19 protein-coding genes are annotated in these 16230 nt (G+C 64.8%); 6 read left to right on the forward strand and 13 right to left on the reverse strand.

What is annotated here, in order from left to right; genetic code table 11:
* Window positions 1-3: 3 nt before the first annotated feature.
* Window positions 4-1122: a PQQ-dependent sugar dehydrogenase gene (locus tag A5651_RS13435; protein ID WP_066981021.1), complete on the reverse strand. Its 1119-nt coding sequence runs from the start codon at window positions 1120-1122 to the stop codon at window positions 4-6.
* A gap of 101 nt (window positions 1123-1223) precedes the next feature.
* Here A5651_RS13435 and A5651_RS13440 point away from each other — a divergent pair, with 101 nt between their 5' ends.
* Window positions 1224-2027: a DoxX family protein gene (locus tag A5651_RS13440; RefSeq protein WP_066981024.1), complete on the forward strand. Its 804-nt coding sequence runs from the start codon at window positions 1224-1226 to the stop codon at window positions 2025-2027.
* Window positions 2028-2032: 5 nt separating this feature from the next.
* On the opposite strand, the gene A5651_RS13445 is transcribed toward A5651_RS13440, so the two are convergent.
* Window positions 2033-2371, reverse strand: coding sequence for a PH domain-containing protein (locus A5651_RS13445; protein WP_066981027.1), 339 nt, complete (start codon window positions 2369-2371; stop codon window positions 2033-2035).
* Window positions 2372-2684: 313 nt separating this feature from the next.
* Here A5651_RS13445 and A5651_RS13450 point away from each other — a divergent pair, with 313 nt between their 5' ends.
* The 3 genes from A5651_RS13450 (at window position 2685) to ilvC (ending at window position 6145) form a co-directional block, all read left to right on the forward strand.
* A complete protein-coding gene (locus A5651_RS13450; RefSeq protein ID WP_066981031.1) occupies window positions 2685-4577 on the forward strand; it encodes an acetolactate synthase large subunit in 1893 nt (630 codons plus the stop codon).
* Entirely contained in the window at window positions 4577-5077 is a 501-nt protein-coding gene (gene ilvN / locus A5651_RS13455; protein WP_066981034.1) for an acetolactate synthase small subunit, read from the forward strand. Before A5651_RS13450 ends, ilvN begins: the two co-directional genes overlap by 1 nt.
* Window positions 5078-5143: 66 nt before the next feature.
* A complete protein-coding gene (ilvC, locus tag A5651_RS13460; protein ID WP_197496614.1) occupies window positions 5144-6145 on the forward strand; it encodes a ketol-acid reductoisomerase in 1002 nt (333 codons plus the stop codon).
* Between the two features lie 9 nt (window positions 6146-6154).
* On the opposite strand, the gene A5651_RS13465 is transcribed toward ilvC, so the two are convergent.
* A complete protein-coding gene (locus tag A5651_RS13465) occupies window positions 6155-6583 on the reverse strand; it encodes a hypothetical protein (protein WP_066981041.1) in 429 nt (142 codons plus the stop codon).
* 112 nt (window positions 6584-6695) lie between these two features.
* Here A5651_RS13465 and A5651_RS13470 point away from each other — a divergent pair, with 112 nt between their 5' ends.
* Window positions 6696-7541, forward strand: coding sequence for a MerR family transcriptional regulator (locus A5651_RS13470; RefSeq protein WP_066981044.1), 846 nt, complete (start codon window positions 6696-6698; stop codon window positions 7539-7541).
* Window positions 7542-7603: 62 nt separating this feature from the next.
* Window positions 7604-8182, forward strand: a complete 579-nt coding sequence (idi, locus tag A5651_RS24950) for an isopentenyl-diphosphate Delta-isomerase (RefSeq protein ID WP_082943757.1) — start codon at window positions 7604-7606, stop codon at window positions 8180-8182.
* Here the strand turns inward: idi and A5651_RS13475 are convergent.
* Genes A5651_RS13475 through A5651_RS13520 form a run of 10 tightly spaced genes read right to left on the reverse strand, consistent with a single transcriptional unit; the run spans window position 8121 to window position 16065 of the window.
* Window positions 8121-8453: a DUF3140 domain-containing protein gene (locus tag A5651_RS13475; protein WP_066981048.1), complete on the reverse strand. Its 333-nt coding sequence runs from the start codon at window positions 8451-8453 to the stop codon at window positions 8121-8123. The genes idi and A5651_RS13475 overlap by 62 nt on opposite strands.
* Window positions 8454-8455: 2 nt before the next feature.
* A complete protein-coding gene (locus A5651_RS13480; RefSeq protein WP_066981051.1) occupies window positions 8456-8665 on the reverse strand; it encodes a DUF2945 domain-containing protein in 210 nt (69 codons plus the stop codon).
* A 42-nt stretch (window positions 8666-8707) separates the two neighbouring features.
* Window positions 8708-9712, reverse strand: coding sequence for a DUF5914 domain-containing protein (locus A5651_RS13485; protein ID WP_066981055.1), 1005 nt, complete (start codon window positions 9710-9712; stop codon window positions 8708-8710).
* A complete protein-coding gene (locus tag A5651_RS13490) occupies window positions 9709-11232 on the reverse strand; it encodes an FAD-dependent oxidoreductase (RefSeq protein ID WP_066981058.1) in 1524 nt (507 codons plus the stop codon). The genes A5651_RS13485 and A5651_RS13490 overlap by 4 nt, the downstream gene beginning before the upstream one ends.
* Window positions 11229-11939 (reverse strand): class I SAM-dependent methyltransferase, encoded by a 711-nt coding sequence (locus A5651_RS13495; protein WP_066981061.1) that lies wholly within the window; start codon window positions 11937-11939, stop codon window positions 11229-11231. Before A5651_RS13495 ends, A5651_RS13490 begins: the two co-directional genes overlap by 4 nt.
* Window positions 11936-12262, reverse strand: a complete 327-nt coding sequence (locus A5651_RS13500) for a lycopene cyclase domain-containing protein (protein ID WP_066981064.1) — start codon at window positions 12260-12262, stop codon at window positions 11936-11938. Before A5651_RS13500 ends, A5651_RS13495 begins: the two co-directional genes overlap by 4 nt.
* Entirely contained in the window at window positions 12259-12606 is a 348-nt protein-coding gene (locus A5651_RS13505; RefSeq protein WP_066981067.1) for a lycopene cyclase domain-containing protein, read from the reverse strand. The genes A5651_RS13500 and A5651_RS13505 overlap by 4 nt, the downstream gene beginning before the upstream one ends.
* Window positions 12603-13553 carry a phytoene/squalene synthase family protein gene (locus A5651_RS13510; RefSeq protein WP_066981070.1) on the reverse strand — a complete coding sequence of 317 codons (951 nt, stop codon included), beginning with the start codon at window positions 13551-13553 and terminating at the stop codon, window positions 12603-12605. Before A5651_RS13510 ends, A5651_RS13505 begins: the two co-directional genes overlap by 4 nt.
* Window positions 13550-15058 (reverse strand): phytoene desaturase family protein, encoded by a 1509-nt coding sequence (gene crtI, locus A5651_RS13515; RefSeq protein ID WP_066981271.1) that lies wholly within the window; start codon window positions 15056-15058, stop codon window positions 13550-13552. The genes A5651_RS13510 and crtI overlap by 4 nt, the downstream gene beginning before the upstream one ends.
* Complete coding sequence (locus tag A5651_RS13520; protein ID WP_369803949.1) at window positions 15058-16065, reverse strand: polyprenyl synthetase family protein; 1008 nt, start codon at window positions 16063-16065, stop codon at window positions 15058-15060. The genes crtI and A5651_RS13520 overlap by 1 nt, the downstream gene beginning before the upstream one ends.
* Between the last annotated feature and the right edge of the window lie 165 nt (window positions 16066-16230).

A 16230-nucleotide genomic window follows, 5' to 3' on the forward strand; every position in this document is an offset into this window, starting at 1 on the left:
GCCTTAGGTATTGTCGGCGTTACTACGCGGGAAGCCGCCGCCCGACGGGAACACCGGGAACACCACATCGTCGAGCTTTTCCGGGTCGCCTGCCGTCTTGTTCACCGTGGCCCCCCAGACGTTGCCGTCCGGCGAGGTCTGCAGCGCCCACGCGTGGCCGTGCACATCCTGGCGCACCACCTCGGGTTCGCCGGTCACCGCGCCCGTATCCGCGGCCAGCCGCACCGCGACCGTCTGCTTGGTGTTGATCAGGTTCACCAGCACCGTGCCGTCCATCGCGGCGCATCCGGCCACACCGGGCTTATCGGGCCAGGTCCACACAGTGGAGACCTTCGAGTCCTTGGTGATGCGCTGCAGCCGGTCGGCCGTGGGCGTGCGGTCGGTGATGTAGAGCGAACCGTCGGACGGGTCGACACACAGCCCGCCACCGGATCCCATACCGGTCAACGCCGTGGTCTGCGGAGCCTGATTGACCGTGGTCGGTTGTTCGATGCGCAGCACCTTGCCGGCCGGCGACGCCGGGTCGGCCGCGAGCGCCGGATCACCGGCATCACCGGTCAGCACGACCAGCGTGGTCGGACTCGTGAACTGAAGCGCGCCCATGTTGCCCGTCGCGCCCTTGGGGATGCCCGTGAAAATCGGCTTCGGAATATCACCGTCGGCGATGCGCACCACCCGGTTGTCGGTCGGTGTGCTGACGTAGGCATACATCAGCCGGTCCTGGGAGTAGGTCGGCGACAGCACGATGTCCATCAGCCCCCCGTCACCGCTGCCGTCGACCGGAATCACGGTCTTGACCTTGGGCTCCGCCTTCACCGACACCTCTTTGACGGCGCCGGTGATGCGTTCGGCGACCAACGCCGACTGGCTGTCGGGCAGCATGATCAACCCGCTGGTGCTTTCCAGGCAACCCTGCATCACCCCCGGAGCCGGGCACTGCTTCGGAAAGGGCTTGGGGGGCAGCGGGGGTGGCGGCGGGGGAGTCGAGCTGGGGCCCGGCTGCAGCTCCGGCTCGGTGGTGAACGGCTGCGACTGGGCGTTGTCGAAGCGGGCGCACGAGACGGCGAGCAGCGCAGCGCAGAGCAAAGCGACGGCAGCTCGCAACGGCCCGCGCAGTGTCATGCCCGCCAGGTTACGGATTCATCGGCCGGGCGCGCCACGCGGAGGTTTGACGCGCCGCGCCAATCCAAGGTTCACCGATCATGAGCACTTACCCTGGGCACGTGACCAGTAATCCCCAATGGCAGAGGCCCGACGACCTGGGCCGGCCCGCGTCGGCAAGCCTGGTCGATCCCGAGGACGATCTGCCGTCCTCTGACTATGGCGGCGATTTCGAGACCACCTCGATCCCCAACTACAAAACCGGCTCGCAGCCGGGGTTCGGCCTGATCGGCGAGCCCGAGCCGCTGCCGTACGTGCAGCCAGGCGACAACCAGCCCCTATCGCCCTATGCCCATCCGGCCGACGTCGCTCCGCTGTACGAGGACCGCCGGGCCGACGAGCGGCGCGGCACGCAAGACCTCGGCTTGATGCTGCTGCGGTGGGCCATCGGAGCACTGTTGGTCGTCCATGGGCTGCAGAAGGCGTTCGGCCTGTTCGGCGGCCCCGGCCTGGACGGGTTCGAGGCCCGGCTGGCAGACGTCGGCTACCAGCACGCCGACCTCCTGACCTATGTCGCCACCGGCGCCCAAATCCTCGCGGGTCTGCTGCTGATCCTGGGCCTGTTCACCCCGTTGGCCGCCGCCGGGGCGTTGGCCTATCTGATCAACGGCCTGCTGGTGGAAGCGATGGCCGCTCACAACCAGGCCAGGCTGTCGGATTTCCTGACCGACGGCCATGAGTACAAGGTCGTGCTGGTCGCCGCGGTCGTCGCGGTCATCCTCGCCGGGCCGGGCAGATACGGCCTCGACGCAGGACGCGGCTGGGCCCGTCGCCCATTCGTCGGCTCCTTCGCCGCGCTGGTCGTCGGCATCGGCGGTGGCATCGCCCTGTGGGTGCTGCTCAACGGCGGCAATCCACTGGGCTGACGACCTCAGCCGTACGGGTTGGGCACGCGGCCGCCGCTGACCGCCGTCAACTGTGGCACCGTCGCGAACGACACCGCGGGAAGCCGCAGCTCACGACCGTCCGTCAGGCGGGCCCTGGCCCACGAGCCTTTGGTGAACGCCAGCCCTTCGATGTCCTCCCACCGCACGCTCTCGCTGCCGAGCAGCCCGTGCGCGGTCACCGTCTCGCGATCGGCGACGGTGCGCAGCCGGATGATGCATGCCGACAACGCCACGGGTATGACGAGCAGCACCCACGTCCAGGACGCGCTGAAAATCACCGCCAGCATGCCCAGCACTAGGAAGCCGACGCCGAAGTGCGCCATCGGGGAAATACGCAGTACCACCCGTTCGGCGGGGGCGCGCGACGTTTTCGGGGTCACGCTGCCATCGTCCCACCCGACCGGCGGTGGACGTGAATTTGACCTTTGACCAGTGCGGCGGCTACCGTCATCAGTTGTGCAGAACCTTGGCTTGCTCGTAGTAATTGGGTTGCGCGTTGATACCGCGCTAGCCCGGACTTGGGCATAGTCACAAGTATCAACGCGCAACCCTCGTACAGCGGCATCGCTGGCGGGGGTTTTTTCTTGCCCCAGCAGTGATTTGAGTCCACAACACACAACGACAAATGAGGACATCGTGAGCGCACCAACCACACGACCCCCGGGACGGTCGGCGAACCCGCCGTACGGGGATTTGGCCGAGGCCAACGCCGCGCAATCCGCGGCGAAGGTTGCCGGCCACGGCTCGTCAAGCAAGCCCGAAAAGGTTGCCCCGCAACAACTCACCGGAGCCGAGTCGGTTATTCGGTCGTTGGAGGAGCTCGACGTCGAGGTCATCTTCGGCATTCCCGGTGGGGCCGTGTTGCCGGTGTACGACCCGCTTTTCGACTCGCAGAAGCTGCGTCACGTCCTGGTCCGCCACGAGCAGGGTGCAGGGCATGCGGCCAGTGGTTACGCACACGCGACGGGCAAGGTCGGCGTGTGCATGGCGACATCGGGCCCCGGGGCCACCAACCTCGTGACGCCGCTGGCAGACGCCTACATGGACTCGATTCCGGTGGTGGCAGTCACCGGTCAGGTCGGTCGAGGGCTGATCGGCACCGACGCCTTCCAGGAAGCCGACATCTCGGGCATCACGATGCCGATTACCAAGCACAACTTCCTGGTGCGCGACGGCAACGACATCCCGCGGGTGATGGCCGAGGCGTTCCACATCGCCAGGTCGGGCCGTCCTGGCCCGGTTCTCGTCGATATCCCCAAGGATGTGCTGCAGGGGCAGTACACGTTCAGCTGGCCGCCGCGGTTCGAGCTGCCCGGCTACAAGCCGAATACCAAACCGCACAGCCGCCAGATTCGCGAGGCCGCGAAGCTGATCGCCGCGTCGCGCAAGCCGGTGCTGTACGTCGGCGGCGGCGTGATCCGCGGTGAGGCCACCCGCGAGTTGCTGGATCTGGCCGAGCTGACCGGCATTCCGGTGGTCACCACCCTGATGGCGCGCGGCGCCTTCCCCGACAGCCATCCGCAGAACATGGGCATGCCGGGCATGCACGGCACGGTGACCGCGGTCGCGGCGCTGCAGCGCAGTGACCTGCTGATCGCGTTGGGCACCCGATTCGACGACCGGGTGACGGGCAAGCTGGACTCGTTTGCGCCCGAGGCGAAGGTGATCCACGCCGACATCGACCCGGCGGAGATCGGCAAGAACCGCAACGCCGATGTGCCGATCGTGGGCGACGTGAAGGCCGTCATCAGCGACCTGATCGAGGCGCTCCGCAGGGACGGCACCTCCGCCGACTCCATCACGATGGACAGCTGGTGGGAGTATCTGCGCGACATGCAGTCGACGTACCCGCTGAGCTATGGGCCGCAGAGCGACGGCAGCCTGTCGCCTGAGTACGTGATCGAACAGCTGGGCAAGATGGCCGGCCCCGATGCGGTGTATGTGGCAGGCGTTGGGCAGCACCAGATGTGGGCCGCGCAGTTCATCTCGTACGAGAACCCGAAGACGTGGATCAACTCCGGTGGCCTGGGCACCATGGGCTTCGCTGTCCCCGCTGCAATGGGCGCGAAGTTCGCGCGTCCGGAGGCCGAGGTGTGGGCCATCGACGGCGACGGCTGCTTCCAGATGACCAATCAGGAGCTGGCCACCTGTGCCGTCGAGGGCGCGCCGATCAAGGTTGCGATCATCAACAACGGCAACCTGGGCATGGTGCGCCAATGGCAGACGCTGTTCTACGAAGAGCGGTATAGCCAGACGGACCTGGCCACCCACAGCCATCGCATCCCCGACTTCGTCAAGCTCGCCGAGGCACTGGGCTGCGTCGGATTGCGTTGCGAGCGGGCCGAAGACGTCGAGGCCGTCATCAAGCAGGCGCGCGAGATCAACGACCGACCGGTGGTCATCGACTTTATTGTCGGCGCCGACGCCCAGGTGTGGCCGATGGTGGCGGCAGGCACCAGCAACGACGAGATCATGGCGGCCCGCGGAATCCGGCCGCTGTTCGACGATCCCGAAGAAGGGCACGCGTGATGAGCACTCCCACCCAAACCCTGTCGGTTCTCGTCGAGGACAAACCCGGCGTGCTCGCCCGTGTGGCGTCGCTGTTCTCACGCCGCGGCTACAACATCCAGTCGCTGGCCGTCGGTGCCACTGAGCAGAAGAACCTGTCGCGGATGACCATCGTGGTCAGCGTCGACGAGCATCCTCTCGAGCAGATCACCAAACAGCTGAACAAGCTGGTCAACGTCATCAAGATCGTCGAGCAGGACGAGTCCAATTCGGTGTCTCGCGAACTCGCATTGATCAAGGTGCGCACCGACGCCGCAACCCGTGGCCAGGTGATCGAAGCGGTGAACCTGTTCCGCGCCAAGGTCGTTGACGTGTCGACGGAGTCATTGACGATCGAAGCGACCGGTACGCCGGAGAAGTTGGAGGCGTTCCTGCGAGTGTTGGAGCCCTACGGCATCCGCGAGATCGTGCAATCCGGAGTGGTGTCGTTGTCGCGCGGCCCGCGCGGCATCGTCAAATAAGGCCTATCAAGTAAGACCAACAAGCAAAAGATCGAAGAAGGTAGGGAAATCACAGTGGCAGTAGAGATGTTCTATGACGACGACGCGGACCTGTCGATCATCCAGGGACGCAAGGTCGGCGTCATCGGCTACGGCAGCCAGGGTCATGCGCACTCGCTGAGCCTGCGTGATTCCGGCGTCGAGGTGAAGGTCGGCCTGAAGGAGGGCTCGAAGTCGCGGGCCAAGGTCGAAGAGCAGGGCCTGGCGGTCGACGCACCTGCCGAGGTGGCCAAGTGGGCCGACGTCGTCATGCTGCTGGCGCCCGACACCGCCCAAGCCGAAATCTTCAAAAACGACATCGAGCCGAACCTCGAGGACGGCAACGCGTTGTTCTTCGGGCACGGGCTCAACATCCACTTCGGTCTGATCAAGCCGCCTGGCAACGTCACCGTCGGCATGGTTGCGCCGAAGGGGCCCGGCCATCTGGTGCGTCGCCAGTTCGTCGACGGCAAGGGTGTGCCGTGTCTGGTTGCGGTCGAACAGGATCCCAAGGGCGAGGGCCAGGCTTTGGTGCTGTCCTACGCCAAGGGCATCGGCGGCACCCGCGCCGGCGTCATCAAGACCACCTTCAAGGACGAGACCGAGACCGACCTGTTCGGTGAGCAGGCCGTACTGTGCGGTGGCACTGAGGAACTCGTCAAGACCGGTTTCGACGTGATGGTCGAGGCCGGGTATGCACCTGAGCTCGCGTACTTCGAGGTACTGCACGAGCTGAAGCTGATCGTCGACCTGATGTATGAGGGCGGCATCGCGCGGATGAACTACTCGGTGTCTGACACCGCTGAGTTCGGCGGCTACCTGTCGGGTCCGCGGGTCATCGACGCCGATACCAAGCAGCGGATGAAGCAGATCCTGTCCGAGATCCAGGACGGCACCTTCGTCAAGCGTCTGGTGGCCAACGTCGAGGGCGGCAACAAGGAGCTTGAGGGCCTGCGCAAGCAGAACGCCGAGCACCCGATTGAGGTGACCGGCAAGAAGCTGCGCGAACTGATGAGCTGGGTCGACCGCCCGATCACCGAGACGGCATAGCGGTTCCGTTCAGGGGCGGCGCTCGTGGCCTGCCTGGCCGTGGGTGCGGCGCCGCTCCTTCATCTCGGACTCGAATACGTGGCGGGCGCCGCCTTGCAGTTCGTCGCGAAGGCGGCGTTCGTGGTCGCGGAACACCGTCCAATAGTTGTCGTCGAAGTCTTCCACGATTTGGAAGGTCCACCGGCCGTGGAGGACGTTTCGGCCGACGAGCTCCTTTTCCAGAAGGTCTGCGGCACTCTCATGGCCCGCCTGCCGCAGGTTGTCGCACGCCTCGCCCAGCAGCAGATCGGCGCGCCCCATCAGCTGATGAAACGAATACAGCTCACCGCGCGCCCTTTCCACCCACTCCAACGCTTCCGATACCTTTCCCACGGCATTCACGGTCGCGTCATCGACGCCATCCGGACGCCGGTGGTTTTCTGGTTCAAGCTGAGTCATTGTGAGGTAGTACCCACTTATGAGCCGTATGCTATGAACCGTATGCATCGGTTATGCATCAAAATTCGCGCCGGCGTGGCCGTGCGCTGTGCTGTCGGCGTTGAATACGGCAATGCCGGATAGGGACGACGCCGACGTGCCGCGATACACCGTCAGCGTGGTCGCGGAACGCGTAGGTGTGCCCACGGCGACGCTTCGCAGCTGGAATCAGCGCTACGGGGTCGGCCCCACAGATCACAGTCCGGGACGGCACCGGCTGTACAGCGATAACGACATCGCAATCGTTGAGGAGATGCATGAGCTAATCGCTCAGGGTGCTAGCCCGCGCAGCGCAGCCCGGACCGCACTCGAGTCCATCAAACCGCGGTCAGGTGATCAATACGCGTTGCTTGCAGCCGTGTTCGAGTTGGACGTCGGCACCGTGAGCCGCCTACTCGATCGCCATATCCGCCACTTAGGTGTGGTGGCGACGTGGGAAGACTTCATCCGGCCGGCCTTTGCCGCGATCGAGGCCCGACAGGCCGACGGTGAAGGGTGCATCGACGTGGAACATGCCCTGTCATGGTCGGTTTCGCGATCGTTGCAGGCGGTGCCGCTTGCCAAAGCCGAGGCGTCAGAGTCGATCATCTTGGCCTGCACCTCCGGCGAAGCGCACTGCCTGCCGCTCGAAGCGCTTCGGGCGGCGCTTGCAGAGCGGGGCCAACAAGCCTTGATGCTCGGTCCTGATGTACCCACCGATGCGCTGCTCGACGCGATTTCGCGTCAGCGGAATCCGGTCGCCGTGGTGCTGTGGTCGCAATCGCAGCGGACCGCTGACCTAGCAACGGCCAAGGCGGTCCTAGGAGCGGACGCCCAGCTCGTAGTCGGGGGTTCCGGCTGGGCGTCCGCACGATTGCCGAAGAAGGTCGAGCCCCTCGAGGACCTGCGTACCGCCCTTCACCGGCTGGAAGTATGCTAGCAGCGAATGCATCGTTTATGCATCGATAGATCGGGTATGTAACCCTGGTGGCGGAGGTTGGATTGACTTCTGGTGAGGAACGCGTCGTGTTGCTCGACGAGGAAGGCCGGGATATCGGCAGCGCCGACAAGTCGACCGTGCACCACGCCGCGACGCCTCTGCACCTTGGCTTTTCGTGCTATGTCTTCGATGGGCAGGGGCGCGTGCTCTTGACCCGGCGTGCTCTCAGAAAGCGCACGTGGCCCGGGGTATGGACCAATTCCTTTTGCGGACATCCGTCGCCGGGGGAGCCGGTCACCGATGCCGTTCGCCGCCGCGCCAAAGAGGAACTGGGAATGAGGATCGATTCCCTGACGTGCGTGCTGCCGGAGTTTCGATATCGGGCCGTTGCGGCCGACGGAATCGTGGAAAACGAGATATGTCCAGTGTTTTTCGCCCGTGCCACCGGTCCGGTGCGCCCAGAGCCAGCGGAGGTCATGGATCACCGATGGGTCCCGTGGGAGCAGCTCCGCTCGCCTGCCGACCTGCCGTGGGCCATCAGCCCGTGGGCATTGGAACAGGTGCCGCTGCTGGAAGCGACTACTGCTTACACGGGTCGTGGCCCCAGTTCATCAGCGAGTAACGCCAAGCTGATTCACTGATCTCGCCCGATGGGCGCTGGGCAAGATGTCGGTGCGCATAGCCCACCACCTTGCGCATATGCGCGTAGTCGTCGTCGGTCAATTCGGACTTCTTGGACCGCAACAGCTTCACGATCCGCCGGCCGCTCGCGTGTCCAGTCGACTCGTCGCCGCCGGACTTCTGTCCAACCTTCTTGGAAGCGTCTGTACGAAGCCATTTTTCGAGTTCGCCGGCGGTCATGTTGACGATGTGCTGAAACTCGTCGTAGGTCGAGGGTTCCGCGTCGGCCATGATCAAGGCTTCTTCAACGCGTCGGGTTTGTGCACGGCGTCACGCCCACTCTTGTCGCTGCGCACGCGGTACTGCGGATTGTCTTCGTCGGCGCGGACCGTGCGACCAGCCGCCTCCGTGTCGGAGGTGATAGTCTCCTCGACCGTTCCCGAAACAGTGGTCCCGTGGCTTTTCCACTCGACTTTGTCACCTTTGTGGAGTTTCTTGCTCATGCGGTCGGGATACCCGTAGTAATCGATGCAAAACCGACTCAGTTACCGGGCCCGCACCGCGTAAAGGCGCTCTGCGTATGCAATATCGTCGCGCCACAGCCGGCTTGCCGCCCGTCGCATGACGGGTGTGATGAGCGGTGCGGCGCGCAGCGCGTGCTCGAACCCAGCGCGGTCGGAATGGGCCACCACGGCCTCAAGCACCGCAGTGCGCGGAGAGCCGTCGGACGCCGTTTTGATTGGCGTGGCATGGGTCTCCACCACGCTGCCCGCCCCTTCGCCGTCGACGATGCGCATCACGATGGTGCGAGATTCTGGACAGGTGAACTCGGCGATGACCGGGATTCCTACCCTGCCGATCCGAAACGTCACAGCGACCAGGAAACGATCGAGATCCGTGGGTATGTCGTCATCTGCCGGCGGCGCGCTCAGCACCTCGAGCCGGGTGAAAGAGTACGGGTGAAACCACGACCCGTGCCACGGATCCAATCGGTTGGCGATGATGTCACGCGGTTCACACGTGCCGACCAGACGGGTCACCGCATGAATCTGGGCGCCAATTGGACGTCTCGGAATGATCGGTGCATCGGTGGGCTCCTCACCGCCGGTGCTGTCCAATCGAACCCAAACCAGAACGCCGTCGTCGTGCGACGGGTACGGCCGCCACCCGAAGTGCCGACGGCCGTCCAGCCGCAACCCATGCCACGGGCAAATCAGGGCACCGCAATCCAGCTTCCCCGTCCTCAAATCTGCACCGAGGTGCGGGCATTGGCTCGGACCTACATGCAACGCACCGTGTTCACCGCGCCAGGCGACGATCTCGTGCCCTGCGACGGTAGCGCCGAACGGCTTGGTTCCGACATCCCGGCTACCGGCAAAGGCGTACCAGTTCCCACTGCGCCGTCGCTGTGACCGGCGTAGCGCCGCGGCGATGAGTTGCGGTTCGGCCTCGCGATACGTGGGCTTCTGGTGGGACCATTCCAGCGGAGGAAGGACCTCGAACGGAGAAGACTTGGACAATCGCGACCTCAGCGAGCGAACCACGTTCATGTCAAGACCCGTCTCTCTCGGTTGGCATATCGCCGCAGCAGCGCCGAACGGCCTTCCACGGGTACCGTGTGGATGTCGTGGCCTTGCACACCAAAGCCTTGCAGCAGCTCGTTGGCCGCTGACCAACCCGTTGTCGCTGCGCGTTCCATCAGCGCCACGGGCAGGTCAATTCGGATGCAATCACCGGCGAGCACCAGTCCCGCTTGTGGTGTGGTGATGCCGGGGCGATCGAAGAAGTCGCCCGGGGCAAAGCGCGGACAATCATTGCGGCACAGAACCTTCTCGGAGACGACTCGTGCGTCTTTGGTCTCGGGATAGACCCCGTGCAGTCGGTTGAGCAGTCTGCGGCTGAGGTCGTGCGGGGACGTGACCGCATAGGAGTGCAATTCGACGACGGAGCCACCTGTGGCGGCCGACCAGTCCGCGGCCGCTCGCTCATACCGCTCGATTACACTGACGTTGTCCAGCGGGGGTAGGCCGCCGGTGCCCATGAATGCCGGTCTGTCCGGCCGCACCGCCCGATCCAGCCAAAGCCGTTGCACCACGAATGGTTTCGCAATCTGTAGCCTCGCGACTTGCCGCCGCCATGATGCGGTTCCGAGTTCCGGTGATGCGGCAACGATGTGCTGCAGGCCGGCCACATCGGTGGCCAGGACTATGGCGTCCGCGGCGTAAGAGCCTTGCGCGTCACACTCCACAGAGAACCGCGTGCCTGCGTGGACTGCGCTCACCGACGTGCCGAGATGAAAGCGAACTCCGAGGCCTGACAGATAGTCCCGCAACGGATTCCACATCGCGACATCGAAGTTGTCGTTCGCGACGTCGAACACCAGCCCCTCGCTGGAGCCGAGGAAGTAGATGTGAAACATCGTCGCCAACTCAGCCGCGGACAGGTCGGCCGGCTCGGAGAAAAAGCTTCGGGAGAACACCTCAAACGCTAAATGGCGCGCCGCCCGTGGAAATCTGATCGCTTGCAAAAACGATTCGGCGTCGACGTAGTCGAGTCGGTGATAGATGTCGGGCACTGACACCGCCGCCAGCGGAGCCGCCGCGCGGGCGCTGAGGCGCACCAGATCTCGAAGCCGGAACGTGGGGCTGCGCAGCGCGAACGCCAGCGCGTTCAACGGCGGCGTCTGCGGCAAGCCCCGGAAGGTGTCACGGCGACCCTGGGCGTCGATCAGCGGATAGTCATCGACGGGACGCAACATGTTGAGCGCCGGATCGACGCGCCGCAGCAGGGACCGCAGGTTGTAGTACTGGCGGAAGAACGCGTGGAACCCGCGGTTCATCGCTACCGGCGTTCCATCGAGTAGTGATTCGGTCCAGGCGCCGACTCTGCCGCCGAGATAGATTTCGCGTTCGACGACATCCACGGTCACTCCGCGTTCTGCGAGAGCGGTGGCGGCCGTGAGTCCGGCAATGCCGGCGCCCACGACAACGACATGCGGTGTGTCGGCACCGGAACCAGCGTGCGGAGCCCCCGACTTGCCCTTGTGGGTAACCCGCCGTGGATCGGTCATTGTTTCGCTTCTGCAAGGAAGGTGTGCACGATGTTGCGCTGCCACCCGGGCATAGTGTGACTGCGCACATGTGTAAAGCCGTTGCTGGTCAGCCTGTTCCGGAAGGCCGTCACGCCGTCGAAATCGTTGACGCTGCGGCGGAGGTAGCGGTACAGGGTGGCATCGCCGCTGCGCACCCGACCGCTCGGGATGATGATCGCGGTACTGACGGCGTTCCACACGGCGGTGGCCACCCGCGAGTCCCGCACGGAGTATTCGTGGATCGCCATGGTCGCTCCTGGCCGCAGGAGTGAGCGAAACAGTCGTAATGCAGCATCTGGGTCTGCGAGGTTGCGTACCAGGTAGGCGGCCAGGATGCCGTCGAACGGGCCCTCCACACCGGCCTCGACGAGGTTTTCGACCCGGGTGTGCACGAACTGAACGGCGGCAGGCCAGTTCTTGGCGGTCGCCTGGGCGAGCATGCCCGGCGACCCGTCGACGGCCACGATTTCCGCTTCGGGCGCGACGGCGAGCAGAGCTGCGGTGGACGCGCCGGTGCCGCAGCCGGCATCGAGTAACCGCAATCCTCGGCCAGCATCGGGCAAGCCCATCCGCTCGGCCGTCAGTCGGAGGTGAGCGTGGTAGCCGGGGTTAGCGCCGACCAATTTGTCGTAAATCGCTGCGCCGTCATCGAACGCACGAGGGATATCGCCGATGGATCGACTCATGACGGCGTCCTTCTGCCGGCGCGACGCTGACGTTCCCACAGCAGGAGCACGGCGGTGACCAATGCCCAGCCAAATAGGAAATCTTCGACAGGTATGTCGAATGGGAAACGTAGGCCAATCGTTTGACGGTGGTCGTACATGACAATCGGTGCACTCAGTTTGGTGAGCCAACCGTCGACGAGTATCTGGAATCCGAAGACGATCGCCATTGAAATCCAATACGCGGCACGACGAAACAATCCGGTTCGCAGGACAGCCAACTCCAGCACGCAGACCGCGATGACCGCAAGGGCGGCGGGAAGCGTATAGCCCAACCCGATCACGATATGTGCTCCTCGAGTCGGTCGGTTCGGCGCAATCCCGTCAGGATGGTGTCGACGGCGTTGTAGGTGAGCAGCCCGCACAGCGGTATCACGACGAAGAACAACACCTCTTCGACCGGCAGCGAAGCAGGCAGCCGGATACCTGTGAGGTACCTCGGGTTGTAGGACCAGACCTTGGCAGCGATTGCGATGGCGTCCCATACGACGAAGAGCACTGCGACGGGAAGCACCGCCGCTGCGGTGCGTTTCGGCTGCCGGTACGCACCACGACCGAAGAACTCCAGGGGAGCCGTTATCAGGAGACAGCCGGCCAGGACGGCGAGATATTGCCAGCGGTCGGTCATTTGAGCACCGAGTGGTCCCGCTGGGCCGCCCGCGCCTTGGCCAGCCCGTTGACCGCTACCCGAATCCGGCGGACGTTACCGACGGTCGCGCGTTTGGTGAAGACGGCGAACTCCAACTCTTCGATGCGGTCCAGTATCTCGGAGTACAACGTCAAGGCAGCCGCCACACACGGGCGCGATCGCGGTGCCAGCATCGAGATCCCCTTCCGCGCATAGGTGTAGATGCGCCTGGTCTCGGCGTGCTGCTCGATCAGCGCACTGCGCACGCGGCCGTCGGTGCGCCGGTTCTCATGGCACCACATCAAGACATCGCGGTCCACGTGATGAGCCGCCAGCTCGTCGGCGGGTAGATAAACACGTCCGCGTAGCAGATCTTCGTCGATGTCGCGCAGGAAGTTGGTGAGCTGGAAGGCTTTTCCAAGCGCCGCGGCGTACGGTGCCGCTTCTTCGCGCGGGCACACCGTGCCAAGAACGGGAAGCAGCTGAAGTCCGATGACCTCGGCCGAACCGTGCATGTAACGCTCGAGCGTGCTGCGGTCGGGATAGTCGGTCACGGTGAGGTCCATCCGCATCGCGTCGAGGAAGTCGTCGAACAGCTGCCACGGAATCTGGTACTTCCGTGCTGTGTGGACCACTGCGGCCAAAGAGGTGTCACCGTCTACTGGGTCGTCTCGGACCAGCCGGTCGAACAACTCGGTTGCCAACCCTTGCAGCCGCTCCGCTCGCTCGGGGATTGCAACCGCGGGATCGAAGTCGTCGAGGATGTCGTCGGCGCGCCTGGCAAAACCGTAGAGCGCGTGCACGGCCGGCCGTTGCTCCGGGGCAAGCAATCTGGTGGCGAGGAAGAACGTCCGGCCGTGCGCTGCGTTGATGGATCGGCAGTGACGGTAGGCGTCCCGCAGTTCTGGGTCGTGGACACCGGCGGCGTCGAGTTCGGATTTGATCATGTCTGTACCACCCGAGAACGCCGGGGTTGTCTACTGGTACCGGTGATCCGATCGGCGGCCAGCCGCCCAGACAGCAGGGCCGTTGGTACGCCGACCCCTGGAACCGTGGAGGATCCCGCCAGCACGACGTTGTCGATACCGCGGATTGTGTTGGCGGGACGGAACGGGCCCGTCTGACCGAACGTGTGCGCGAGTGCGAACGGTGTTCCTGCCAGCATTCCCTGTCGCGCCCAGCCGGCAGGATCAACGACGTGCAAGACCTCGGCGTCGAGTCCGAGCTGAGGGAGTCTATCGGTGACGGTCGCGAGTATCCGTTGCGTGTAGGAAGGGCCTACCGCATCCCAATCTATCTGCCCGACATGAGTGTTGGGCGCAGGCGCCAATATGTAGAGCAGATCACGGCCGGGTGGCGCGAGTCGTGCGTCGCCGGCGGTCGGCCGGGTGACCAATAGCGACGGGTCCGCCATCAGGCGGCCGTCGTCGATGATGTCGTGGAAAGTCTGCTGCCAGGCCTCACCGAAAACGATTGTGTGATGAGGGGTGTCGTTTCCGGCGGCCTCACAGCCGACATGCGCGACGACGGCAGACGGTGCAGGTCTCAGCGGCAGCAGGCGGCGCGGCGTACGGCCCAACAGCCGGTAGGTCGCGGGCAGTTCGGTGGTCAGGACCACCGCGTCGGCCGCTATCCGATCACCGGTGTCGGTACAGACGGCACTGATTCGCTCCTGGTTGCGGTCCAAGGCGGTAACTGTCGCGCCGTAAAGGAACTCAATCCCAGCGTCTTTCGCAGCGGCGGCCATTGCATCGGGAAGGGCGCGCATTCCGCCGCGCGGAAAGAAGACGCCAGCAACGGTGTCCATGTAGGCGATGACGGCATAGACGGCCAGTGCCCGATGCGGGGGCACACCGGCGTAGAGCGCTTGAAAGGTGAACACGCGCAGCAGTCGTTCGTCGGTGATGAAGCGGCGGACCATCCGGTCCCAGCGCCGGAATCCACCGATCGCGGCCAGCCGGGCAAGTTGGGGAGTGAGCAGCGACAGCGGGGAGTCGAAGTTCGCGGCGATGAAGCCGTCGAATTCGGTTCGGTACAACTGGCCGAGCCAAGCGCGCAACCTCAGGTAGCCGTCGGCCTGTCGGCGACCGGCGAAGCGTTCGATCTCTGTCGCCATTGCCTCGGGATCCGAGTGCACGTTCATCTCGCTGCCGTCGGCGAAGCTGGCGCGATACGCAGGCTCGACAGGCATGAGCTCCAGTCGCTCGGAGAGGGATTCGCCAACAGCGGCAAACGCCTCGTCGATGATGTCCGGCATGGTCAGCACCGTGGGTCCGGTATCGAGTTGATAGCCGTCGATGTCGAGGCGCCCGACCCGTCCGCCCGGGTGGTGATCGCGTTCCACCACGGTGACTGCTCGGCCCGCTCCCGCGAGGTGGAGGGCGGCGGACAGGCCGGAGAGTCCGGCGCCGACGACTACGATCCGGTCCGTGTCACCCCCGACAGTGCGCATCAGGCGGCCCTGTCCGTGCACGCGGCGGCCATCTCGGTAAGGGCTTGTCGCACCGCCGAATCCAGCAGGTCACTGTCGATCCAGGCCAGTGCCCGATCAAGTCGCGAACTGATCAGTTGTTCCACCCATTCCACTGCACCCGTGGCGGTGATGAGGCCGCGCCAGCGCCGCACGTCCTCATCGTCGAGCTCACGGGCGCTCATCACCTCGCGGAGTTGATGCCGCAGCGCCGGTCCGGCGAGAGTATGTGCAGCAACCACCACGCTGGTCGCTTTGTGTTCAGAAAGGTCGCCGCCCACTGGCTTGCCGGTGGCAGACGTGCAGCCGAAAATTCCGAGAAGATCGTCGCGGAGCTGGAACGCATCGCCCAAGGCCTCGCCGTAACCGCTCAGCAGCGTCACCACGTGCTGTTCACACCCCGCCAGTGTGGCCCCTATTTCCAAAGGCCGGCGCACCGTGTAATTGCCCGACTTGCGGCGGGACATCTCGAGCACCCGGTCCAGGGCTGGAAACGCACCCGCGTCATTGATGAGATCGGTGAACTGCCCGACCGCGAGCTCGACGCGCATCGCGTCGTATCGGGATCGAACTCTGTCGAGGGCTTCGGGCTCCAAGCCGCTTTCCCGCAGCATCTGTTCGGCCCAGACAAGGCACAGATCGCCGAGCAGCACGGCCGCCGATTCGCCGAAGCGCTCAGCTGACCCGGGCAGCGCCCGACCGCGGTGCCATCGGGCGAACACGACGTGGGCCGACGGGCCGCCGCGGCGCATTGCCGCCCCATCCATGACGTCGTCTTGTAGTAGGGCGAACGCGTGTAGCAACTCGAAACTCGCCGCAGCGCAGAGCGCCGCCCCGTCGGGTTCGGCGGCCGACAACCACCCCAGATATGCGAATGTCGACCGGAAGCACTTTCCGCCGGCGACATAGTTCTGCAGCACCTCGGCGGCGACGTCGACGCCTGTGTCAGCTAGGTGCCCGGTGCAGCGGTTGGCAACGAAGTCATTCACTGCTGCTGATACGCCCCTGCGAAGGTCCCGGTGCCACTGCGCGAACGTCTCTGTCGGTCCACTTTCCGACGGTGGCGATGCCGATACATAGGTGTCAGTCTGCGCGCGGAGGTCGGTCAACAGCGCCCCTTTCGCCATTCGTCTGCTAATACCCCGGGCTCACGT

The sequence above is a fragment of the Mycobacterium sp. 1274761.0 genome (assembly GCF_001668615.1).
In the GTDB taxonomy this organism is placed as follows: domain Bacteria; phylum Actinomycetota; class Actinomycetes; order Mycobacteriales; family Mycobacteriaceae; genus Mycobacterium.